Origin of the sequence: Niallia sp. FSL R7-0648, from assembly GCF_038007005.1 — a bacterium.
In the GTDB taxonomy this organism is placed as follows: Bacteria; Bacillota; Bacilli; order Bacillales; family Cytobacillaceae; genus Niallia; species Niallia circulans.
The window spans coordinates 953,721-975,320 of the sequence record NZ_JBBOWE010000002.1; the positions used below are offsets into that span (position 1 = coordinate 953,721).

The 21,600-nt window shown below is 37.3% G+C and carries 21 protein-coding genes; 20 read left to right on the forward strand and 1 reads right to left on the reverse strand.

What is annotated here, in order from left to right; all coding sequences use genetic code 11:
• The first annotated feature begins 96 nt into the window (after positions 1–96).
• The 6 genes from rho to NSQ89_RS24725 all read left to right on the forward strand — a co-directional run bounded on the left by rho (position 97) and on the right by NSQ89_RS24725 (position 5,841).
• Positions 97–1,371, forward strand: coding sequence for a transcription termination factor Rho (gene rho, locus NSQ89_RS24700; protein WP_016202506.1), 1,275 nt, complete (start codon positions 97–99; stop codon positions 1,369–1,371).
• 219 nt (positions 1,372–1,590) lie between these two features.
• Positions 1,591–1,791, forward strand: a complete 201-nt coding sequence (gene rpmE, locus NSQ89_RS24705; protein WP_047940758.1) for a 50S ribosomal protein L31 — start codon at positions 1,591–1,593, stop codon at positions 1,789–1,791.
• Positions 1,792–2,112: 321 nt separating this feature from the next.
• Positions 2,113–2,730 (forward strand): thymidine kinase, encoded by a 618-nt coding sequence (locus NSQ89_RS24710; protein WP_047940757.1) that lies wholly within the window; start codon positions 2,113–2,115, stop codon positions 2,728–2,730.
• A 249-nt stretch (positions 2,731–2,979) separates the two neighbouring features.
• Complete coding sequence (locus NSQ89_RS24715; protein ID WP_047940756.1) at positions 2,980–3,366, forward strand: MerR family transcriptional regulator; 387 nt, start codon at positions 2,980–2,982, stop codon at positions 3,364–3,366.
• Between the two features lie 39 nt (positions 3,367–3,405).
• Complete coding sequence (locus NSQ89_RS24720) at positions 3,406–4,719, forward strand: hemolysin family protein (RefSeq protein WP_047940755.1); 1,314 nt, start codon at positions 3,406–3,408, stop codon at positions 4,717–4,719.
• A gap of 60 nt (positions 4,720–4,779) precedes the next feature.
• On the forward strand, positions 4,780–5,841 hold the full coding sequence (locus NSQ89_RS24725; RefSeq protein WP_047940754.1) for a hemolysin family protein: 1,062 nt from the start codon (positions 4,780–4,782) through the stop codon (positions 5,839–5,841).
• A 111-nt stretch (positions 5,842–5,952) separates the two neighbouring features.
• Here the strand turns inward: NSQ89_RS24725 and NSQ89_RS24730 are convergent, their stop codons facing one another.
• A complete protein-coding gene (locus tag NSQ89_RS24730; protein WP_082809998.1) occupies positions 5,953–6,855 on the reverse strand; it encodes an STAS domain-containing protein in 903 nt (300 codons plus the stop codon).
• A gap of 219 nt (positions 6,856–7,074) precedes the next feature.
• Between NSQ89_RS24730 and prfA the strand changes: the two genes are divergently transcribed.
• The 14 genes from prfA (at position 7,075) to NSQ89_RS24800 (ending at position 21,583) form a co-directional block, all read left to right on the forward strand.
• On the forward strand, positions 7,075–8,148 hold the full coding sequence (gene prfA, locus NSQ89_RS24735) for a peptide chain release factor 1 (protein WP_047940752.1): 1,074 nt from the start codon (positions 7,075–7,077) through the stop codon (positions 8,146–8,148).
• Entirely contained in the window at positions 8,141–9,004 is an 864-nt protein-coding gene (prmC, locus tag NSQ89_RS24740) for a peptide chain release factor N(5)-glutamine methyltransferase (protein WP_095258219.1), read from the forward strand. Before prfA ends, prmC begins: the two co-directional genes overlap by 8 nt.
• A gap of 263 nt (positions 9,005–9,267) precedes the next feature.
• On the forward strand, positions 9,268–9,981 hold the full coding sequence (spoIIR, locus tag NSQ89_RS24745) for a stage II sporulation protein R (protein ID WP_341133413.1): 714 nt from the start codon (positions 9,268–9,270) through the stop codon (positions 9,979–9,981).
• A 212-nt stretch (positions 9,982–10,193) separates the two neighbouring features.
• Positions 10,194–11,123, forward strand: a complete 930-nt coding sequence (locus tag NSQ89_RS24750) for a metal ABC transporter solute-binding protein, Zn/Mn family (RefSeq protein ID WP_328282830.1) — start codon at positions 10,194–10,196, stop codon at positions 11,121–11,123.
• 2 nt (positions 11,124–11,125) lie between these two features.
• Positions 11,126–11,860 (forward strand): metal ABC transporter ATP-binding protein, encoded by a 735-nt coding sequence (locus tag NSQ89_RS24755; protein WP_061796876.1) that lies wholly within the window; start codon positions 11,126–11,128, stop codon positions 11,858–11,860.
• The gene (locus NSQ89_RS24760) at positions 11,860–12,768 is read left to right on the forward strand and encodes a metal ABC transporter permease (protein WP_095258216.1); all 909 of its coding nucleotides are present in this window, start codon (positions 11,860–11,862) and stop codon (positions 12,766–12,768) included. Before NSQ89_RS24755 ends, NSQ89_RS24760 begins: the two co-directional genes overlap by 1 nt.
• Positions 12,768–13,661 carry a metal ABC transporter permease gene (locus NSQ89_RS24765; protein WP_341133414.1) on the forward strand — a complete coding sequence of 298 codons (894 nt, stop codon included), beginning with the start codon at positions 12,768–12,770 and terminating at the stop codon, positions 13,659–13,661. Before NSQ89_RS24760 ends, NSQ89_RS24765 begins: the two co-directional genes overlap by 1 nt.
• A 309-nt stretch (positions 13,662–13,970) precedes the next feature.
• Positions 13,971–14,885: a proline dehydrogenase family protein gene (locus tag NSQ89_RS24770; protein ID WP_061796870.1), complete on the forward strand. Its 915-nt coding sequence runs from the start codon at positions 13,971–13,973 to the stop codon at positions 14,883–14,885.
• Between the two features lie 86 nt (positions 14,886–14,971).
• Positions 14,972–16,546 carry an L-glutamate gamma-semialdehyde dehydrogenase gene (gene pruA / locus NSQ89_RS24775; RefSeq protein ID WP_144544780.1) on the forward strand — a complete coding sequence of 525 codons (1,575 nt, stop codon included), beginning with the start codon at positions 14,972–14,974 and terminating at the stop codon, positions 16,544–16,546.
• Between the two features lie 270 nt (positions 16,547–16,816).
• Entirely contained in the window at positions 16,817–18,490 is a 1,674-nt protein-coding gene (locus tag NSQ89_RS24780; protein WP_144544782.1) for a sigma 54-interacting transcriptional regulator, read from the forward strand.
• A 72-nt stretch (positions 18,491–18,562) separates the two neighbouring features.
• Complete coding sequence (locus NSQ89_RS24785; RefSeq protein WP_061800835.1) at positions 18,563–19,018, forward strand: hypothetical protein; 456 nt, start codon at positions 18,563–18,565, stop codon at positions 19,016–19,018.
• A gap of 173 nt (positions 19,019–19,191) precedes the next feature.
• Positions 19,192–20,232 carry an L-threonylcarbamoyladenylate synthase gene (locus tag NSQ89_RS24790; protein ID WP_061800834.1) on the forward strand — a complete coding sequence of 347 codons (1,041 nt, stop codon included), beginning with the start codon at positions 19,192–19,194 and terminating at the stop codon, positions 20,230–20,232.
• A gap of 103 nt (positions 20,233–20,335) precedes the next feature.
• On the forward strand, positions 20,336–20,890 hold the full coding sequence (locus tag NSQ89_RS24795; RefSeq protein ID WP_047940740.1) for a manganese efflux pump MntP: 555 nt from the start codon (positions 20,336–20,338) through the stop codon (positions 20,888–20,890).
• Between the two features lie 240 nt (positions 20,891–21,130).
• Positions 21,131–21,583: a low molecular weight protein arginine phosphatase gene (locus NSQ89_RS24800; protein ID WP_061800833.1), complete on the forward strand. Its 453-nt coding sequence runs from the start codon at positions 21,131–21,133 to the stop codon at positions 21,581–21,583.
• Positions 21,584–21,600 lie beyond the last annotated feature (17 nt).

Here is a 21,600-nt window from a genome sequence, read left to right on the forward strand (position 1 = left end):
TTCACAAAAAGCGTTCGCCTCAAACAGAAGAAAAACCTTCCCACATTTCGAAATAAATGGTAGGGATAACTGAAAATATAAAAGAGTGGTGTAAAAATGGGATTAAATATATCTAGTTTAGAAAATATGAAATTAAAAGAGCTGTATGAATTAGCTCGCGAATATAAAGTTGCCTATTACAGTAAGTTAACAAAAAAAGAACTGATTTTTTCCATCTTAAAGGCAAGAGCAGAGCAAGAAGGCTATTTCTTCATGGAAGGTGTTCTAGAGATTATTCAGTCAGAAGGATTTGGCTTCTTAAGACCGATTAATTACTCTCCAAGTTCACAGGATATTTATATTTCAGCATCTCAGATTAGAAGATTCGATTTGAGAAATGGAGATAAAGTTTCAGGGAAAGTTCGCCCACCTAAAGAAAACGAAAGGTATTTTGGCTTACTTCAAGTAGAAGCTGTTAATGGAGACGATCCAGAGACAGCAAAAGAAAGAGTTCATTTTCCAGCCTTAACGCCTCTATACCCGAATCGTCAAATACATTTAGAAACAACACAGAGAAATGTATCTACTAGAATAATGGATGTGTTAGCTCCTGTTGGCTTTGGACAACGCGGTCTCATTGTAGCTCCTCCTAAAGCAGGTAAGACAATGCTGATCAAGGAAATAGCAAATAGTATTACAACAAATCATCCAGAGGCAGAGTTGATTGTTTTACTCATTGATGAAAGACCTGAAGAAGTAACAGATATTGAAAGATCTGTAAGTGGAGACGTTGTTAGCTCTACATTTGATGAAGTTCCCGAAAACCATATTAAAGTTGCTGAATTAGTACTAGAAAGAGCAATGCGTCTTGTAGAACATAAACGTGATGTTATTATCTTGATGGATAGTATCACAAGATTAGCTCGTGCCTATAACCTAGTCATTCCTCCAAGTGGAAGAACTTTATCGGGAGGAATTGATCCAGGAGCATTCCATAGACCAAAACGTTTCTTTGGTGCTGCACGTAATATCGAAGAAGGCGGTTCTTTAACTATATTGGCTACAGCACTAGTTGATACTGGTTCACGTATGGACGATGTTATTTATGAAGAATTTAAAGGAACAGGTAATATGGAGCTTCATTTAGATCGTGCATTAGCAGAAAGAAGAATATTCCCTGCTATTGATATTAGACGCTCTGGAACACGAAAAGAAGAATTATTGATTCCTAAAGAACATTTAGACAAGCTATGGGCTATTCGTAAGTCAATGTCTGATTCACCAGACTTTGCTGAAAAGTTCTTAAGAAAATTAAGACAAACGAAAAGCAATGAGGATTTCTTTGCCATCCTAGGTGAACAAATGAAAGCAGGAACTGCGAAGCGTTCCTAATCACAGATAAAAGCGATATAAGTGATTTTTAAATTATTTATTTGTATGATTGAAGACTTTCAGTTTTTTCAATATTTGGTAATTAATGCATGGTTAATAGTGTTGCAAAACAAGAATGTACTTGTTATAATATAATCAATGTGTTTTACAATTACAGTGTCTAAGCACTGTTTTAGAACTCTGTTTCGAAAGTTGCAGGGCGGAAGGAGATGAAAAGGAATGAAAACAGGAATTCATCCAACTTATAACGAAATTACGGTGAAATGTGCTTGTGGTAACGAGTTCAAAACTGGTTCTGTTAAAAAAGAAATCAAAGTTGAAACTTGTTCTGAGTGCCATCCGTTCTATACTGGACGTCAAAAATTTGCTGAAGCTGGCGGACGTGTTGATCGCTTCAACAAAAAATACGGTCTTAAGTAATATGGAATATCAAGAACAGGCAAGAAGTTACTTCTCCTTGCCTGTTTTTTATTTGGACTGATAGTAGGATTTTTAAGAATGAAAGTCATGATATAACTTTTATTCTTAAGTATCTTATGTTATTTTTTTGTCTATTTTTCATGCGAGATGCTAGTAAAAATGATATTTGAAGTGAATCTATTATTTCCATTAGCATGGATAGCTGTTAAAGTATGTAAGAGAGAATATGGATAGTGATTTTCATATCTTGACTATTAATTAGGAAAATATAAATAGAGTAATGGAAGAGACAAGTTGTTTTATCTAGGAAGGAGCGGTTTCATGTATGTAATGAAACATCATGGATGGGTAGAAGTTATTTGTGGAAGTATGTTTTCAGGAAAATCAGAAGAACTCATCCGTCGTGTAAGAAGAGCGCAATTTGCTAAGCAGAAGTTTATAGTGTTTAAACCAAGTATCGATAATCGCTATAGTGAGAAATCTGTCGTTTCTCATAATGGAACTGCAACCAATGCGATTCCTATTAGTAAATCAGCAGACATTTTTGAATATGTTACTTCCGATATAGAGATAGTTGCAATAGATGAAGTGCAGTTTTTTGATGATGAAATTATTGGAGTTATTCAACATTTGGCAAATAGTGGCCATCGAGTGATTTGTGCTGGTCTAGATCAAGACTTTAGAGGCGAGCCATTCGGAAAAATGCCAGAATTAATGGCGATCGCAGAATTAGTGACGAAGCTTCAGGCAGTTTGTGCCGTTTGCGGTTCTCCAGCAAGTAGAACACAAAGATTGATTAATGGTGCCCCAGCTAACTATGAAGATCCTGTAATTTTAGTAGGTGCTTCTGAATCTTATGAACCAAGATGTCGCCATCATCATGAAGTACCTAGAAGTACAGAGAAAGCAAATAAAGATAATACCTCAACAGCTTTATAAGAAAAAGCTCTTGTTAGGAATGGTTGATCCTTCTTAACGGGAGCTTTTTTATTGTTTATAGAGAATATCGAAAACAAGTACAAAACCGTAGAATTGATAAAATCCTGGAATTCGTCTGCTATTCTTAGGTAAAATTCATTATCAACATGAACGATAAACCGTAACGTAATACTGTACGGATTTTGTTTTTCATGTTACTATATAATTAACTTATAAACAGAAAGGGGTTTTTTCATTGGGAAGGCGTTATTGCGTATTGGCCAAGTGGCGAAATTAAGCGGATTATCTACAAGAACGATTGATTACTATACAAGTAATAAATTGCTTCCGGTGACGCGATCTGATTCCAATTATCGCCTGTATTCCGAAGATGTTCTCTATACATTGGAACGAATAAAACTTTTGAAAAAACAACGTATGTCGATTGAAGAAATACGAAAAGTCATTCATTCAATGGAAGACCAAGAAATCGAACCAATGATGGATGAGGTACAGGACGAAATTGCCTGTTTGCATAAAAAACTGGCCTCCTTGGAAGAACGATTGAAAGATGCGCCGCAGGAAGAGAAAAAGAAAGTGTATCGTACACTTGAAACAAAATTATTAGACGTAATGAAATTACTGTCTTTAATGTAACTATTCCTGGAGGTGAATCCCTCGAAACGAGGGAAATAATTGGACATAATAACGATAATCAATTTATTTTTACTAGTGCTATTAATAGCGCTAACAGCTTTCTTTGTTGGTGCAGAATTTGCTGTTGTTAAAATTCGTATGTCAAGAATTGATCAGTTAATAGCAGAAGGAAATAAGAAGGCCATTATGGCGAAGAAAGTAGCAAGTGAGTTAGATTACTATCTTTCTGCCTGTCAATTAGGTATTACCGTAACCGCACTTGGTCTTGGTGCCCTAGGAAAACCGGCAATTGAGCAACTATTGTATCCAGTATTTAATTTACTGAATGCTTCTCCATCTGTTGCCTCAGTTGCTTCCTATGCTATTGCTTTTGCATTGGTAACTTTCTTGCATGTGGTGGTAGGAGAAATGGCCCCGAAAACACTTGCTATTCAATTCGCTGAAAAATTAACCTTATTGCTGGCGCCGCCATTATATTGGTTTGGTAAGGTGATGAAACCTTTTATATGGGCATTGAATGGTTCTGCACAAGTAGTACTTCGTTTAATGGGGATCAAACCTGTTAAGCACGAACAGGCCTATTCTGAAGAAGAATTGAAAATAGTAATGACACAGAGTTATCAAGGTGGAGAAATTGATCAAACAGAGCTTGAATATATGGAAAATGTATTTTCCTTTGATGAAAGAGTAGCGAAGGATATTATGGTTCCTAGAACAGAGTTAGTAACACTAAATAAAGATATGTCCTATGAAGAGATTGTAAAGGTCTTGGATGAGCATAATTATACGCGCTATCCTGTAACAGAGGATGGAGATAAAGATCATATTATTGGTGTAGTGAATGTAAAGAAAATGCTCACACAAATGGCTTGGGGAAGAAATCGTCAATTAGAAGAGTTCGTTCGTGACCTTCCGGTTGTGTTAGAAGTAACAAGATTGCAGGATGCTCTTTTAAAAATGCAGCAGGAGCGAGTGCATATGTTATTGGTTATTGATGAGTATGGTGGTACTTCTGGTATCCTGGCAATGGAAGATATACTAGAGGAACTTGTTGGAGAAATCCGTGATGAGTTTGATGCAGATGAAGTGGCGGACATCCGAGAGTCGGGGAAGGATAAATATTTCATTAATGGCCGTGTATTGCTAGATGAATTAGAAGAACGTTTTGGAATCCCGTTTGAAGAAAGGGAAGAACTTGATACTATTGCAGGCTGGATACAATATCAGCTATTAGATACAGCAAAAATTGGGGATCAAGTAGAACAAGGGGACCGATTATGGACTGTGACCGATATGGATAACTATCAGATCAAAGAGGTTAGCCTTACACAAAACGCTTTTAAAACTATCTAGATGTCAAAACTGCTTTATCGATAACTCATGGAGGTGAATCCCTTTAAAAGAGGGAAATAATTGGACAGTATAATACTATTGAATTTGTTTTTAGTAGCAGTATTTATTATGTTAACAGCGTTTTTCGTTGGGGCGGAATTTGCTATTTTAAAAGTAAGAATGTCACGGCTGGATCAGCTTATTGCCGAGGGAAATAAAAAGGCAATTATTGCAAAAAAAGTAGCGCATGACTTAGATTACTATTTATCTGCCTGTCAGCTTGGGATTACCATTACGGCATTCGTTTTAGGAGCTTTAGGAGAACCAACAGTAGAAAAAATCCTTCATCCTTTGTTTGAGAGGTTCGATGTGCCTAATGCTTTATCAACTGTACTCTCCTATGCAATTGCTTTGTCAGTTGTTTCTTTTTTACATGTTGTAGTCGGAGAATTGGCTCCAAAGACATTGGCTATTCAATATGCTGAAAAAATGACGCTGATGTTTGCTCCTGGCTTATATTGGTTTGGGCAGGTTACAAAGCCGATTATCCATGCTCTAAATGGCTCATCTAGAGCGATCCTCGGATGGTTTGGTATAAAACCGACTGGACATGAAATAGCCCATTCGGAAGAGGAATTAAAGTTGATTGTGACTCAAAGTTATGAGAGTGGCGAAATCAATCAAACAGAATTAGCCTATTTAAAGAATATTTTTGCTTTTGATAATCGAATTCTAAAAGAAATTATGATTCCAAGAGAACAAATTGTGAATGTAGAAATAGAAATGTCATTGGAAGAGATGTTGACTGTCTTGGATACACATGAATATACTCGTTACCCTGTTACAAAGGATGGAACAAAGCTAGTAGGGTATGTAAATACAAAAGAAATGCTGACAAATGTGGTAGCAGGAAGAGAAACGAAAATGGAAGAATTTATTCATGAGATGCCTATTTTTTTTCAAACGTCACCAATCAAAAATGTTCTTCTTAAAATGCAGCAAGAAAGAGTGCACATGGCTTTAGTGAAAAATGAAAGAGGCGTAATTGTAGGACTTGTTACAATGGAGGACATTCTAGAAGAAATTGTTGGCGAGATACGTGATGAATTTGTAGGAGAAGAAATTCTGAATAAAGGATTCTAATTTTGAATTTACTAGTTTAATAGAAAAAAGATTAATAACTCTGCTAAATCATTTATTGCTATGCAGGAAATCCATTTCCGATAGTAGTATAAACAATTTAGCAGAGTTTTTTTATGGTTTATGCTTTGCGAAAGGCATAGTACTAATGCTAGAGGCTGCGACATCTAAAGACTTTTCCTGTAAAGATAGCGCTTGTTTTAGCGTACTGAATGTGGAAACTTTCCCCAATTTAATTCCCAAGGCAGCAATCATTTGTGCTGTATCAGGACTAAGTCCAGAAATAGTAGACTCAATACCAATGAAAGAAAGTATTTTTGTTAGTTTCATTAACTCATGCAAAACCATTGTATCAATGGAAGAAATACCTGATAAATCAATGAACAGATGCTCAATGCCTTCCTCTTTGCAGCGTACAGGAACGGTTTCTAATATTAGTTTTGCACGTAAGCTATCAATGTCACCGATTAGGGGAAGAACACCAATCGAATCAGTAATTGGAATAACAGGAACGCTTAATTGCTGGATAAGCTCCTCTTGGGAATGGATTTTTTCTTTGGTAAAAGTATGATACATACTGGTAAATTGATTTGTCAATTGATCAAAAGTAGAGTGATATTTAGTGCTCCATTGTAAAACTAAGGCTGTTGAAACTTCTTTATGCTCAAGGATAAATTGTTCAATTGTATCCCATATTGCCTTTCTTGTAATACTTAATGCCTCTAATACTTCATGAACAGGCGTTGCTAATTCTACCCTGCTTTTAGCAACTTCATTTGCCCATACTTCTAGATTATCAGCAAAGATGCTTTCATCTTCTAGAAATGCACTGATAACAGTCTGAATGGTAAAAGCATGCTGCTTTTTAAGCATTTCTTCAACTGCAGGGGAGGTGTTTTTTGAGTAAATAGACCCTGGTTCTCCATCTTTAATAGCAAACCATGTTTTCGTAATAGAGGGCGCCTTGTCCATCACATATTCGTAAATGGAATGGTTCGTTAGGGACATATTTGTCATTTCCTCTCTTTTTAGTGTTATATCTATTATAATAGATAATGAAAAAATTGGCTCTACATTCTTATGCTTATTTAATTAAGGCGCTATTTTTTAAGTGGAATAATTTTTTTGAAAAAGAAAAGAAGCGATAAAATGCTATTTTTCATAAGAATTGGTTTTGACGAGAAAAATAGCCTATAATATAATGAATACGTTATGGATAAAAACGAGGTGAATAGTGTGTTTGATCGTCTTCAAGCTGTCGAGGATCGTTATGACAAGCTTAATGAATTATTAAGTGATCCTGAAATTGTGAATGATACAAAAAAACTGCGTGACTATTCGAAGGAACAATCGGATATTCAAGAAACAGTAGAAGTTTATCGTGAATATAAAGAAGTAAAAGAACAGCATGTAGAAGCTAAAGCAATGCTGGAAGAAAAGCTAGATCCAGAAATGCGCGAGATGGTAAAAGAGGAATTAGATGAAACAGCAGCACGTATTGAAGAGTTAGAAGCACGTTTGAAAATATTGTTAATCCCTAAAGATCCTAATGACGATAAAAACGTTATTATGGAAATAAGAGGTGCTGCCGGAGGAGATGAAGCTGCATTATTTGCAGGGGATCTTTTCCGTATGTATAGCCGCTTTGCGGAGGCGCAAGGATGGAAGATGGAAGTCATCGATGCGAGCTCAACAGGTGTTGGCGGCTATAAAGAAATCATCTTTATGATTAACGGAAAAGGGGCATACAGCAAATTAAAGTTTGAAAATGGGGCCCACCGTGTACAGCGGGTGCCGGAAACGGAATCTGGTGGTCGTATCCATACGTCTACTGCAACAGTTGCTTGTTTGCCTGAAGCAGAAGAAGTAGAGATTGAAATCCATGAAAAAGATATTCGTGTAGATACATTTGCTTCTAGTGGTCCTGGAGGGCAAAGTGTTAATACAACGATGTCTGCTGTCCGTTTAACGCATCTTCCAACAGGTACAGTCGTTTCCTGTCAGGATGAAAAATCACAGATAAAAAATAAAGAAAAAGCAATGAAAGTATTACGTGCGCGTGTTTATGATAAATTCCAGCAAGAAGCACAAGCAGAATATGATCAACAACGTAAATCTGCGGTTGGAACAGGGGACCGCTCTGAGCGTATTCGTACGTATAATTTCCCGCAAAACCGTGTGACTGACCATCGTATCGGATTAACTATTCAAAAGTTAGACCAAATTCTTCAAGGAAAAATGGATGATATTATCGATGCCCTCATTTTTGAAGAACAATCTAGTCGTTTGGAAAGTGCTTCCGATGTGTAAGGTATTTGAAGCCCTAAAATGGGCTTCTTCTTTTTTAAAGGAGCATAATAGAGAAGAATATGCAGCGGAGTTATTATTAAGGCATTCTTTACAAGTGAGTAGATCTGAAATGCTTATGAAATTTCGTGAAGACATAGGTGATGAACAATTCAAGGATTTCCAAAAGCTAGTCTACTTGCATGCCAAAGGACAACCAGTCCAATATATTATTGGTCAAGAAGACTTTTATGGCAGAGCTTTTAAGGTGAATAAGGAAGTGCTCATTCCTCGACCAGAAACGGAGGAGCTTGTACAATCTGCGCTTGCACGGATAGATAGACTGTTTGGAAAAGATGCAGCGTTAAAGCTAATAGATGTGGGGACAGGAAGCGGGGCAATTGCTGTGACTATGAAGCTAGAATGTCCATCCTTGCAGGTAGTAGCTAGTGATCTTTATGAAGTTTCATTAGCTGTTGCAAAGCAGAATGCTGCGAATTTAGGGGCAGATCCAATAGAATTTGTACAAGGAGATTTATTGCAGCCATTTATTGCCCAAGGGAAAAGCTTTGACGTTGTACTCTCCAATCCTCCCTATATACCAGAAGGGGATGTCATGACGATGTCTGACGTGGTAACCGAGCACGAGCCGCATAGAGCACTGTTTGCCGGAGAAGATGGGCTCCTTTTGTATAAAAGGCTATGTGAAGAACTACCTCAGGTCGTCAAGGAAAAAGCTATTATTGGCTTTGAAGTAGGTGCGGGCCAGAGCAATGCTGTTGCACAGCTTTTAGAAGCCGCTTTCCCTCAGGCAAAAGTAGAAGTTCAATATGATATCAATGGCAAAGATCGCATGGTATTTGCCGAAGTAGGCTTTTGATTAGTAGGAGAAAAGGCATATGCTATACCCGGTTATACGGTGTAATAGCATATGCTTTTTTTATTTGGGAAGAGTCGTTTTATAAGTTGGAGAGGAGGAGCCGCAAGTGTAAGGTGGGAGAACTGCAAGAAAAAGCAGCAAACGGCAAAATAAATGAAGACAAATTCCCATTCTACAAAAAATTACTCCAAAAAAATGAAATTTACTAGTTTAAGATTCTATTAATCTGCCCACACTGTGTTAGTGAAGGGGCGGTGCTAAAGATGAAAAATAAACCGATGGCAACTATTTATTTATTTGTACTTATTTTATCTACAATGATGAGTTTATATATTCCAAAAAATGAAGTGACAGCAAATAATGAAGTAATTATTCCTAATGATGCGATTCGTCTAAGAATTTTAGCAAATAGTGATAAGGAAAATGATCAGGAGTTAAAAAGAAAAGTAAGAGATGCTGTAAATGAGGAAATTACAAACTGGGTTTCCGAATTAACTTCTAAAGAAGCGGCAAAAGACTTATTGAAGAAAAAATTACCAGAGATTAAACAGATTGCGGAAAGAGTAGTAGAAGAAGAAAAAGCCAATCAAGCTGTAAATGTTACGTTTGATAAAGTGGATTTTCCAACTAAGCTTTATGGTGAGTTCTTATATCCAGCTGGACAATATGATGCCATTTTAATTACTTTAGGAGAAGGTGAAGGGGCAAATTGGTGGTGTGTTCTTTTCCCGCCATTATGCTTCTTGGATTTCTCTAACGGAGTTGCGGTAAGTGATGGATTTGAGGAAGAGAAGAAAGAAGAAAAAGAAGATAAAGCAGTAAAGGAAGAAAAGAAAGAAAAGAAAGAAAAGAAAGAAAAGAAAGAACAAACTAAAGCGGAAGAGAAACAAGATCCTGTATTTGTAGAAGGAGAAAAAGAAGAGGAAGTAGAAGTGAAATTCTTTCTTGTGGAGTTATGGGAGAAGATATTTGGATAACAAAATAGTTTTTAAGAGAGATGCTGTTAATAAAGGCATCTTTTTTTATTGAATGTTAGCAAAGTTACTTAAAAAATTTTCCCTAATCACGATTAAATCATTGACATTTTTCGAATAGTTAAGTATTTTGTATATAAACATAAAAGTTTCCTTAGGGAAACAAATTGTCCAAAGGGTATGTTTGTTGCGATAAAGAAAAGGGGGCAGGAATAATGTGGAAATTGGTACTAACAGGATTGCTAATGTCGTTTGTTTTTCTAACAGGATGTTCAGCTGAATCAACGGAATCAAAAGAAGATGGTAAGCTTACGATTGTTACTACAATTGCGCAAATTGCAGAGCCTATGTCGGTTATTGGCGGCGATAAAGTAGAAGTGCAAAGCTTGATGGGACCTGGAGTGGATCCTCATTTGTATACAGCGACACAAGGGGATATCCAGAAAATGGATGGGGCGGATATTGTCTTTTATAGCGGGCTGCATCTAGAGGCAAACATGGTAAAGGTTTTTGCAGAAATCGGCAAAACAAAACCAGTTCTTGCGATTGGGGATGGTATCGCAGAAGAGAAGCTTTTGAAGGATGAGGAAGGCGCAATTGATCCCCATATTTGGTTTGATGTTGATTTGTGGAAAGAGGCACTTGATGCTGCAACGACCGAGTTAAAGAAAGCGTCACCTGATGATAGTGACTATTTTGAAAAAAATAAACAGGAATATTTTGCGAAATTAGATTCATTAAAAGAAGAAGCAAAAACACAAATGGAATCATTACCTGAAGATAAGCGGGTATTGGTTACAGCACATGATGCATTTGGCTATTTTGGAAGAATGCTAGATATAGAGGTTGTTGGTTTACAAGGTTTAAGTACGGAAGCTGAAATTGGGTTAACGGATATAGAGGATACTATTGCATTACTAGTAGAGCATCAAGTTCCAGCAGTTTTTGTTGAAAGCAGCATTAACCCAGCCTCCATCAATGCCGTTCTGGAAGGAGCAAAAAAACAAGGGCTTGATATAGAGCTTGGCGGAGAATTATTCTCTGATGCTATGGGCGATGCGAAATCGAATGAAGGAACATATATCGGGATGTATGAACATAATGTTTCAACCATCTATCAAGCATTGAGCAGAGGAGTGGAATAAAGATGGAGACAGTACTTACAGTGGAAAATGTGTCCGCTGCTTATCGTAAAAATGAAGTACTATCTGATGTTAGTTTTCAAGTGGAGAAGGGAACTCTGACGAGTATCGTCGGACCAAATGGGGCCGGGAAATCTACTTTGTTAAAAGTAATATTAGAGCTTCACCATGCTATTAGTGGAGAGGTGAACTTTTTTGGTGAAACCTATCAAACAGCCAAATCGAGAATTGGGTATGTACCCCAGCGTGGTTCGGTAGACTGGGACTTTCCAACAAATGCTCTTGATGTAGTAACAATGGGTTTATATGGGCAAATAGGGTGGCTCAAGTGGCCGAAGAAAGAGCATAAACAAAAGGCAATGGCAGCCTTAAAAGAAATGAAGATGGAAGACTATGCAGATCGTCAGATTAGTCAGTTATCAGGTGGACAGCAGCAGCGTGTGTTTCTTGCACGCGCGCTGGCGCAAGAGGCTGATCTTTACTTCTTAGATGAACCGCTTGCTGGAGTAGACGCAACAACGGAAAAGGCGATTATGGAAACCTTAAAGATGTTGAAAGAGCGCGGTAAAACTGTTATGGTCGTCCACCATGATTTGCAGACTGTTGAAGAATATTTTGATCATGTTCTCCTGTTAAATAAAACAGTCATTGCCCATGGTCCTACAAGTGAGACTTTCACAAAAGAAAACATTAGGAAAGCATATGGTGGTACCTTGCACTGGATGGGAGAGAAGAGATAATGTTTAGTTTTCTTTCTTATAATGCGCAATCTGTATTATTCAGTACGTTCTTATTAGGAATGGCAGCAGGTGTTATTGGAAGCTTCGCTTATTGGAAGAGACAAAGCTTAATGAGTGATGCCCTTTCTCATGCTGCGTTACCAGGAGTTGTATTAGGGTTTATAGTACTGGGAGAAAAAAATCTATTTGTCATGATAATTGGAGCAGCGATTACCGCTTTATTAGGTGCATTTCTTATTCAGTGGATCAGAAGCTCAAGTCGTGTGAAAGAAGATGCAGCCATGGGAATTGTATTATCTGTTTTCTTCGGCTTAGGGATTATGCTGTTGTCATTTGCTAATCGAATGCCTGGCGGTAATCAAAGTGGACTGGATAGTTTTATTTTTGGGCAAGCGGCATCTATGGTATCAAGAGATGTCTGGACCATGATGATGGTGGCTATTATTGTACTTTTCTTAACAGTAATTCTTTTTAAAGAGTGGAAAATTTTTTTGTTCGATCCAAGCTTTGCGAAAGGATTAGGTATATCCATAACGGGGATGAATGCACTCTATATGGCAATTCTTGTTTTAGTTATTGTGGTTGGCATTCAAGCGGTCGGCGTCATATTAATGGCAGCCTTATTAATAATTCCAAGTGTAAGTGCTAGATATTGGACAGAATCCTTTAAAGTGATGGTGATTCTTTCCGCCTTGTTTGGAGGAGCCTCCGGAATGATTGGAACATTTTTAAGCACAATTGGAAAAGGATGGCCAACTGGTCCGTTTATCGTAGTAACCGCAGCTGCTATTTTCTTTATCTCCTTATTTTTAGGAAGTAAAAAAGGATTGGCTGTTGTCTATTTTCAACAGAAAAGACAAAGGAAGAGCATGGAGTTAGTAAAAATGACGAGGGAGGTAGAACAATAATGAGCTATACAGGTTGGATATTGTTGACTGCCTCATTAGTAGGACTAAGTTGTGGTTTAATTGGCGTTTTGTTGATTTTAAGAAGAATGGCTATGATGGCTGATGCTATTAGCCATACCGTGTTATTGGGGATAGTGTGTGCTTATTTAATAACACGAGAATTAACAGGAATTCATATGTTGATTGGCGCGGTTATTGCTGGCCTTATTACTGCGTTTTTCATTCAGTGGCTGCATTCACGCGGAGTTCAACAAGAAGCTTCGATTGGAATAGTCTTTACTACACTATTTGCGATAGGGGTTATTTTAATTGCAACCAAAGTAGGCAATGCCCATTTAGATGTGAAACATACTTTAATGGGAGAAATTACTTTCATCCCATGGGAAAGAGTAGAAGTCCCCATTCTAGGAAGTGTTCCAGAGGCAGTAGTATTACTTAGCGGCGTGTTATTTGTAATTCTATTGGTCATTATTGCATTCTATAAAGAGTGGAAAATTACTTCATTTGATTCTGCGCTTGCAGCAAGCCTTGGTATTCCGGTTATCTTTATGCATTATTTATTTATGTCTTTGGTTTCCTTAACAACAGTGGCAGCTTTTGATGCTGTTGGCGCAATTATGGTAGTAGCAATGCTTATTACTCCTGCGGCGGCAGCTTATTTATGGACAGATCGATTATCCTTTCTTTTTCTGTTAAGCAGTGGGTTTGGGATTTTATCGGCGTTTATTGGCTATTATATGGCGGTATGGTTAGATACCTCTATTTCAGGGGCGATGGCTTTTTCTACAGGTATCATTTTTATGATAAGCTTCCTTTGCTCTCCGAGATATGGAGTATTAGCAAAAAGAATGACTAGAAGAAAACACAACCAGAGAACATACAAAATTAGTTAAGAGATTGTCTGTGAAGTACTCTTTTAAAAGAGGGGTTAGCACCTTCTTTTAAAGAGAGTACTAGTCGGACAATCTTTTTTTATGTGATTGGCAGCCTCAATCATTAATCATTTCGGATACTCTTCTCTCAAAATTTTAAGCAGCTATCAAAAGAAATAAATTATGCGCTTCCAGTATTTTAATAATAAAAATTAATCAGAAAATTATAGATTTCAAAGCTGGTATTATTGTATAATCGAAGTAAGAATTAAACACAAATGTACAGTGTTAAGATTTTAAACAAAAGTGTTCAAAAAGGGGAGCTTGATGATGGAAGTTGCATTGAGAAATATGTTTCAGTCATTAGCTAAGAATAAGTCCGCCAATAAATTAGCTCGCAAATACGGTTTACGCTTTGGAGCAAAACGATTCGTTTCTGGTGAAACGATAGCAGAGGCAATTTCAAAAGTCAGTGAATTAAACAAATCAGGTAGAGTGGTTACGCTTGATCATTTAGGAGAGTTTGTCTATACGAAAGAAGAAGCAGATGAATCAACGAGAATGTCTTTAAAAACACTAGATGAGATTCATGCATCTAGCGTTCACTCTCATTTATCAGTCAAAATGACATCACTGGGGTTGGATATTGATAAGGAATTATGCTTGAACAACATGCGGAAAATTGTTTCTAGAGCCAACCAATACGGAAACTTTGTCCGTATCGATATGGAAGACTACGCTCATTGTCAAGTAACCATTGATATTTATGAAGAGCTCCGCAAGGAATATGATAATGTTGGTTTGGTCATTCAAGCCTATTTGTATCGAACAGAAGAAGATATGAAACATTTGAATGAATTAAGCGCAAATCTGCGTTTGGTAAAGGGGGCTTATAAAGAGTCACCGGATGTTGCCTTTCCAGAGAAAAAGGACGTAGACGAAAATTATAAAAAAATTATTGAAATGCATATGCTGAATGGAAACTACACAGCTGTTGCCAGCCATGATGAAAAAATAATCCAATTCACTAAAGAGCTTGCCGCAAATCATGGGATTGATAAAGACAAGTTTGAATTTCAAATGCTGTATGGAATATGTGAGGATTTGCAAAATAAGCTAGTGAAAGAAGGGTACAAAGTAAGAGTGTATGTGCCATACGGAAAAGATTGGTTCGGCTATTTTATGAGAAGATTGGCAGAAAGACCAGCAAACGTTTGGTTTATTTTGAAAAACTTATTTAAGTAAGTCGGTAGAATCGAGCTCCCCTTTTTATATATTAAGTTTGCTAGATATCAGGATGAAAAAATATAAACAAAAAGGAGAAATAAAAGATGACGAATATGACAAGTATCCCACCGTATAAAAATGAACCGTTTACCGATTTTACAAAAATCGAGAACCAGCATGCAATGGAAGCCGCTATTCAAAAAGTAAAAGAGGAATTAGGAAAAACCTTCCCCCTTGTAATTGGCAAAGCCAAAATTATGACAAAAGAAAAAACGGTATCGATTAATCCGGCGAATGTAGATGAAGTCATCGGAGAAGTAAGTAAAGGGAATAAAGAGTATGCAGAAAAGGCCATGCAGGAAGCCTTGCAATCGTTTGAGACATGGAAGAAAGTAAAACCAGCTGAGCGTGCTGAATATTTGTTTAAAGCTGCACAATTAATGAGGGAAAGAAAACATGAGTTTTCCGCATACTTAATCTTAGAGTCAGGGAAGAACTGGGTAGAAGCAGATGCAGATACTGCGGAAGCAATTGACTTCCTTGAGTTTTACGGGAGAGAAATGATTCGTTTAAGTGAGACATCGATCCACCAACCGCTATACCCGACAGCTGGTGAAGTAGATAATAAGATTACCTATATTCCGCTTGGGGTAGGGGTTGTTGTTTCTCCATTTAACTTCCCGCTTGCTATTATGGCAGGGACAACAGTTGCTGGAGTCGTATCGGGAAATACCGTTATCTTAAAGCCGTCCGATAATACACCAGTTATTGCTGCTAAGTTTGTAGAATTAATGGAAGAAGTGGGTTTGCCGTCGGGTGTTATTAATTATCTTCCTGGCGATAGTTTGGAAGTAGGAGAATATTTAGTGGAGCATCCTAAAACAAGATTCATTTCCTTCACTGGATCTCGTGCTGTAGGCTGCCGTATCTATGAGCGTGCATCTGTTGTACAGCCTGGCCAAATATGGTTAAAGCGAATTGTAGCCGAAATGGGTGGGAAAGATGGCATTGTAGTCGATGAAACAGCAGATCTTGATGCAGCAGCAGAAGCGATTGTGGCAGCGGCGTTTGGTTTTCAAGGTCAAAAATGTTCTGCTGGATCTAGAGCAATTATTGTGGAATCTGTGTATGATAAAGTCGTAGAAAAGGTAGTAGCACGAACAAAAAATTTAGCTATTGGCCTACCAGAGACGAATGCAGCAGTAGGGCCAGTGATTGATGAAAAAGCATTAAACAAAATACTAGGCTATATTGAAATTGGCAAAAACGAAGGGAACCTCGCAATAGGTGGGTCTCGTGCAGAAGGAAATGGCTACTATATTGAACCAACCATTTTTATAGATGTTCCCGCAGATGCTCGCATTATGAAAGAGGAAATTTTTGGTCCAGTCCTCGCAATCTGTAAGGTGCCTGATTGGAAAACAGGTATTGAAGTATATAACGATACCGAATATGGCTTGACCGGCTCCTTTTTTTCTACTCAAGAAGATCGAATCGAGTATGCATTAGAAAATCAGCATTGCGGCAATTTATATATTAATAAGAAATGTACAGGTGCATTAGTAGGAGTGCACCCATTCGGAGGCTTTAACATGTCTGGAACGGACTCCAAAGCAGGAGGATTCGACTATCTGTTACTTTTCACACAAGCTAAACTAAGCACAAAAAAAGTACTGTAATCAGTGTAATTGCTAGCTGTCTTTTGGGGAAATGATGGCAGGCAGAGTAAATCCATAGTCAAAAATAAACCAACTTAATCAAGCTGACTCTATTAGGAACACAAGAATATTACTAGAAAGAAGTAGTAACCTTCTGCATTTTAATCATTCGAGTGGATTCCTTTTAGTGCCAGCTTTTTTCTATAGAATAAATTGCATCCATTTTCCCTTATTGGAAAAACGGTTATTTAGTGATAAATTAACAATAATAAGGAAAGAAAGGATAAAGATATGTTTACAGATTCGCAAATGAAGATTGAAACTTCATTTACCATCCTCTCAGACGACGAAAAAATTAGTACGCTAACAGAGGTGTTAGCAGATTATTCCTACGTTATTATTGAAAGTGAGCAGTTATTTACGATTGGAAATGCTGAGCAGTACCTATTAGCAGCTGTAAGGAATAGTCAAACAATAAAAGACTGGCTGCAAGTAAGTAATATATTACCTTCAGAGGTAATTACTATACAGGATATAAAAAAGGACAATCTAAGTTGGTTAAGACCAGTCATTATAAAGAAACAAAATGAATTTCAAGGGATTGTGACTGCGGCAGCAAGAATCCAAGCTTTACAAAAGGAAAATAAATATATCGCTACTTATTTTGAAACACTTGCTGAGACTATGAATGATGCCGTAACAGCAGTAGATAGTCACGGAACCGTTTTTTACTGGAATAGTGTAGCAGAAGATACCTATCAAATTACAAAAGAAGCAATTATCGGTAAAAAAATCGGCGAGCATTTTGAAACAGACTCGATTCAATTACATCGTATCCTAAAGGAAGGAAATCCGATTAGAGGTACGTATCACCGCCCAAATGAACATACACATGTGTTAATTAATGCTTCACCTGTTCTTGTAGATAATAAAATAATTGGTGGCATTTCAACAGAACATGATATTACGAAGCTAATACACCTAAATCAAGAATTAGATTCGACTACCTCTATATATGTGCAAAAGGATGAGCCTTTTTCCTCTATTTTATCAAGCAGCAAAGAAGTGAAAAGAGCGGTTGAAATGGCACAAAAGGTAGCCTCGGCGGAAATACCGGTTCTTATATCTGGAGAAACAGGTACAGGAAAAGAACAGCTTGCACAAGCGATTCATTATGGGGGATCGAAAAAAAAGAATCCGTTTTTATCGTTAAATTGTTCCACTGTTCCAAAAGATTTAATGGAGATGGAACTGTTTGGATATCAGAAAATGACTTTTAATGCGGGAGATCCAGTAGAAATAGAAGGAAAGATAGAGCAGGCTGAGTCAGGGACACTATTTATCGAAGAAGTGGATAAAATGCCTTTAACTGTTCAGGAAAAACTTTTGCACTATATGACAGAGCGATCCTTTACTAGGGTTGGCGGAGAACAGCAGAAAAAGCCAGCAACAAGACTTATTTTGTCATCTACCCAGCCTTTAGGAGAGTTAGTAAGAAAAGGGGAATTTAATGAAAGGCTTTATTACCAAATTAGCGTTATTCATATTGAAATTCCTCCACTCCGCAAACGAAAAGAAGATATACCGCGTTTAGTTAATAGTTTTCTAAAAATGTACAATGAAAAATATCAGAAAAACGTAACAAAAATAAATGAACAAGCAATGCATATTGTATGTTCATACGATTGGCCAGGTAATATAAAAGAGTTGAAGAATGTAATAGAACATAGTCTATTAGTATGTGAGGGAAATAGGGAATTAACTCTTGAACATATCCCGGCAGAAATTGTAGAGAAGTATAAGGTTTCTATTCGGGGTGAAAAAGGGAATAGGGAAGATAACGAAATGGAACGAATAAAAGAAGCGCTCAAAAAAACATATGGAAATAAGAGTGCTGCAGCAACATTGCTAGGAATATCAAGAGGAACTTTATATAACAAAATAAAAGAATTTGGCCTTAAATAAGAAATCTCGCATTTTTTCCTCCATCATTTCATAGTAATAGATTAAATACTAGATGGTGGGGGGATTAGAAAGATGCATATCATTCGACAAGCAGAAATAGGGGATTTAGAAAGGATTGCTGCTTTTTTAACAAAAGCAGAAGTGACAGTAGAAAGATTGCAAGAATGGCTGGACTGCTTTTTGCTTATGGAAGCGGAAACTGATCAAACTCTGATAGGCACCATTGGAATAGAACCTTTTGGGAAAATAGGATTGCTTCGTTCGATGGTTCTTTCTAAAGGAACGGTGGAAGATATATTGTTTTTAATACACCAAGCGTTAAAATTAGCGAAGGATAAAGACCTAGATGCCATCTATTGTAAGGTTCATAATCCGCATTCCATGCAATTATTTCATTTATTAGGGTTTCAAGCGATAGAAGAAGAAAACATTCCAGCAGCATTGAAAGAGTCGAATACTGTAAAAAGCGTTTTCACTGTTGATAAGTCGCATTTTATGTATATTCCGATGAATATTGTGGATAAATAGCAAAAGTTATCCACTTTTCAGGGGTGTTTATTCACAATTTGGGGACAAGTCAGATTTTTATCCCCATTTAAGGAGAAACTTGTCCTTTTCCACAAATGGTGGTATTGTCGAAAAATGAGGAATAAGAAGCGATTTAGCGTAATTGATATCAAAATGGAAAAAGGTGGATTTTAATGAAGACAAATTATTGGTCAGTGGATAAAAATGTGGATAAAGAGGAAAGTTATTCACAAATACAACAAGCTGCTGATCTTTTAAGAAAAAATGAGGTCGTTGCGTTTCCGACAGAAACGGTTTATGGCCTTGGTGGAAATGCAAAAGAAGATTCCGCCATTTCAAAAATATTTGCGGCTAAAGGAAGACCGTCTGACAATCCGCTTATCATACATATTGCAAAACGAGAGCAATTAGATGAGTTAGTAGAAAAAGTACCGGCAACAGCAGAGAAATTAATGGATGCTTTTTGGCCGGGACCACTTACGATTATTTTTGAAAAGAAAAATGGGGTGTTATCGGAGTTAGCGACTGCTGGTCTTTCTACAGTGGGAATTCGAATGCCTAATCACCCTGTCGCATTACAGATTATTGAACAATCATCCCTGCCAATCGCAGCTCCAAGTGCTAACCGTTCCGGGAAACCGAGTCCCACGAAAGCGATTCATGTGAAAGAAGATTTAGATACATATATTGCCGGAATAGTGGATGGTGGTTCCACAGGAGTAGGTGTTGAGTCTACTGTTGTTGATTGTACGGATGAGAAAGTAATGGTTCTCCGCCCAGGAGGCATTACGAAAGAACAACTAGAAAGTGTTGTCGGTGAAGTGAAAGTTGATCAGGCGCTGACTGATACGGAAATAAAACCAAAGTCACCTGGGATGAAATACACTCATTACGCTCCAAATGCTCCATTGTTTTTAGTGGACGGTTCTAAGGAGAAAATTCAATTACTAATAGAAGAAGAAAAACAAAAGGGACATAGAGTTGGTGTTTTAACTACAAAGGAAAATAAAGCATTCTATCGAGCTGATTTTGTTTATGCTTGTGGTAAACGGCTGGATCTATCTACGGTAGCTGCTGAGCTATATGATGGTTTGCGAAGCTTTGATCATCAGCAAGTCGATATTATCTTCGGAGAGATGTTTCCGACAGAGGGCGTTGGACAAGCTGTTATGAACAGATTGATGAAAGCTGCTTCTCACCAAGTAATAAAATAGTGTTTAATGAGAAGTCATCTCTTAAAAATATTTGCGGATATTTAATTCTAAAAGAACTTGGACGTGCATAATCTCTAATGAGCAAGTCCAAGGGGGCCAAAGAATGTCTGCAGTTGTGGGAGAACTTTTTACACTTATTTTAATGGCATTTGCTTTAGGAATGGATGCATTTTCGGTTGGGCTAGGAATGGGGATGTTTCAACTAAGATTAAAGCAAATCGCAAAAATCGGCTTTATAATTGGAATCTTTCATGTAATAATGCCTTTACTGGGGATGATTACAGGGAAGTTTCTTTCGGAAAATTTCAGTGAAATAGCCGGATATATAGGTGGAGCACTTCTAGTTTTATTAGGAATTCAAATGATTTGGACTGGGTTTAAAGAAGTGGAGACAAGTCGAATTACGCCGGTTGGTTTCGGCTTGCTTCTATTTGCGGTTAGTGTAAGTTTGGACAGCTTCTCCGTTGGCTTAAGTCTAGGAATATACCAGGCAAGAACAGTAGTAGTTCTGCTTTGCTTTGGAATTAGTGCGATGGTACTGACGTGGTTAGGCCTACTAATTGGAAGAAAAGTACAGGGCTGGTTAGGCTCTTATGGAGAAATGCTTGGGGGAGGAATCCTTCTTATTTTTGGAATCAAGCTGCTTATTAGTTTATAGTAGTATTAGATACGGAGAAGTGGCTTTCATCATTGGGTGAAAGCCATTTCTCATTTCCTTGTTTAGAAAATGATAGAGTGAAAAGATAATTTGAAGGTAATGTAACATACTCCAATTAGTAAATGCTGAAAATGTCCTAGCTTTAACCGATAATAAACGAGTATTTGCACTATCTTCTTTGTAGATAAAATAGAATTATTAGGTAAAATGGTCTATAATAGAACCATATAAAGGAGGATAATGATGATTCGCATATTGTTTGTTTGTACAGGTAACACGTGCAGAAGTCCAATGGCAGAGGCTATTTTAAAGCATAAATTTGCTTCTGAAGTCGAAGTCAAATCCGCTGGAGTCTATGCGGTAGATGGTAGTGCTGCATCTTTGCAGGCACAGGAGATTCTTTCTGAAAAGGGAATCCAGCATAACCATTCTTCCACAATGGTCACAAAAGAGTTAATAGACTGGGCAAATTATATATTCACAATGACAAAAGGGCATAAAAATATGCTTGTATCAGCATATCCATCCTCCATTGAGAAAACGTTTACGATAAAAGAATATGCAGAGGATGACCCAGATGGGGATGTGAGTGATCCTTTTGGAGGACCAGTTTCAATTTATCGAGACACATATGAAGAATTAGAAATATTGATAGATAAAATAATGGAAAAAATAACAAAAAGTGAATGGTAAGGTGCTACTTATTCACA

Excerpts from the sequence above, each read along its gene's own strand:
- NSQ89_RS24710 (WP_047940757.1), top strand. The coding sequence starts at position 2,113 with ATGTATGTAATGAAACATCATGGATGGGTAGAAGTTATTTGTGGAAGT.
- NSQ89_RS24755 (WP_061796876.1), top strand. The coding sequence starts at position 11,126 with ATGGAGACAGTACTTACAGTGGAAAATGTGTCCGCTGCTTATCGTAAA.
- NSQ89_RS24730 (WP_082809998.1), bottom strand. The coding sequence starts at position 6,855 with ATGACAAATATGTCCCTAACGAACCATTCCATTTACGAATATGTGATG.
- NSQ89_RS24800 (WP_061800833.1), top strand. The coding sequence starts at position 21,131 with ATGATGATTCGCATATTGTTTGTTTGTACAGGTAACACGTGCAGAAGT.
- NSQ89_RS24760 (WP_095258216.1), top strand. The coding sequence starts at position 11,860 with ATGTTTAGTTTTCTTTCTTATAATGCGCAATCTGTATTATTCAGTACG.
- NSQ89_RS24785 (WP_061800835.1), top strand. The coding sequence starts at position 18,563 with ATGCATATCATTCGACAAGCAGAAATAGGGGATTTAGAAAGGATTGCT.
- prmC (WP_095258219.1), top strand. The coding sequence starts at position 8,141 with ATGTGTAAGGTATTTGAAGCCCTAAAATGGGCTTCTTCTTTTTTAAAG.
- pruA (WP_144544780.1), top strand. The coding sequence starts at position 14,972 with ATGACGAATATGACAAGTATCCCACCGTATAAAAATGAACCGTTTACC.
- NSQ89_RS24790 (WP_061800834.1), top strand. The coding sequence starts at position 19,192 with ATGAAGACAAATTATTGGTCAGTGGATAAAAATGTGGATAAAGAGGAA.
- NSQ89_RS24770 (WP_061796870.1), top strand. The coding sequence starts at position 13,971 with ATGGAAGTTGCATTGAGAAATATGTTTCAGTCATTAGCTAAGAATAAG.
- NSQ89_RS24780 (WP_144544782.1), top strand. The coding sequence starts at position 16,817 with ATGTTTACAGATTCGCAAATGAAGATTGAAACTTCATTTACCATCCTC.
- NSQ89_RS24795 (WP_047940740.1), top strand. The coding sequence starts at position 20,336 with ATGTCTGCAGTTGTGGGAGAACTTTTTACACTTATTTTAATGGCATTT.
- NSQ89_RS24750 (WP_328282830.1), top strand. The coding sequence starts at position 10,194 with ATGTGGAAATTGGTACTAACAGGATTGCTAATGTCGTTTGTTTTTCTA.
- spoIIR (WP_341133413.1), top strand. The coding sequence starts at position 9,268 with ATGAAAAATAAACCGATGGCAACTATTTATTTATTTGTACTTATTTTA.
- rho (WP_016202506.1), top strand. The coding sequence starts at position 97 with ATGGGATTAAATATATCTAGTTTAGAAAATATGAAATTAAAAGAGCTG.
- rpmE (WP_047940758.1), top strand. The coding sequence starts at position 1,591 with ATGAAAACAGGAATTCATCCAACTTATAACGAAATTACGGTGAAATGT.
- NSQ89_RS24765 (WP_341133414.1), top strand. The coding sequence starts at position 12,768 with ATGAGCTATACAGGTTGGATATTGTTGACTGCCTCATTAGTAGGACTA.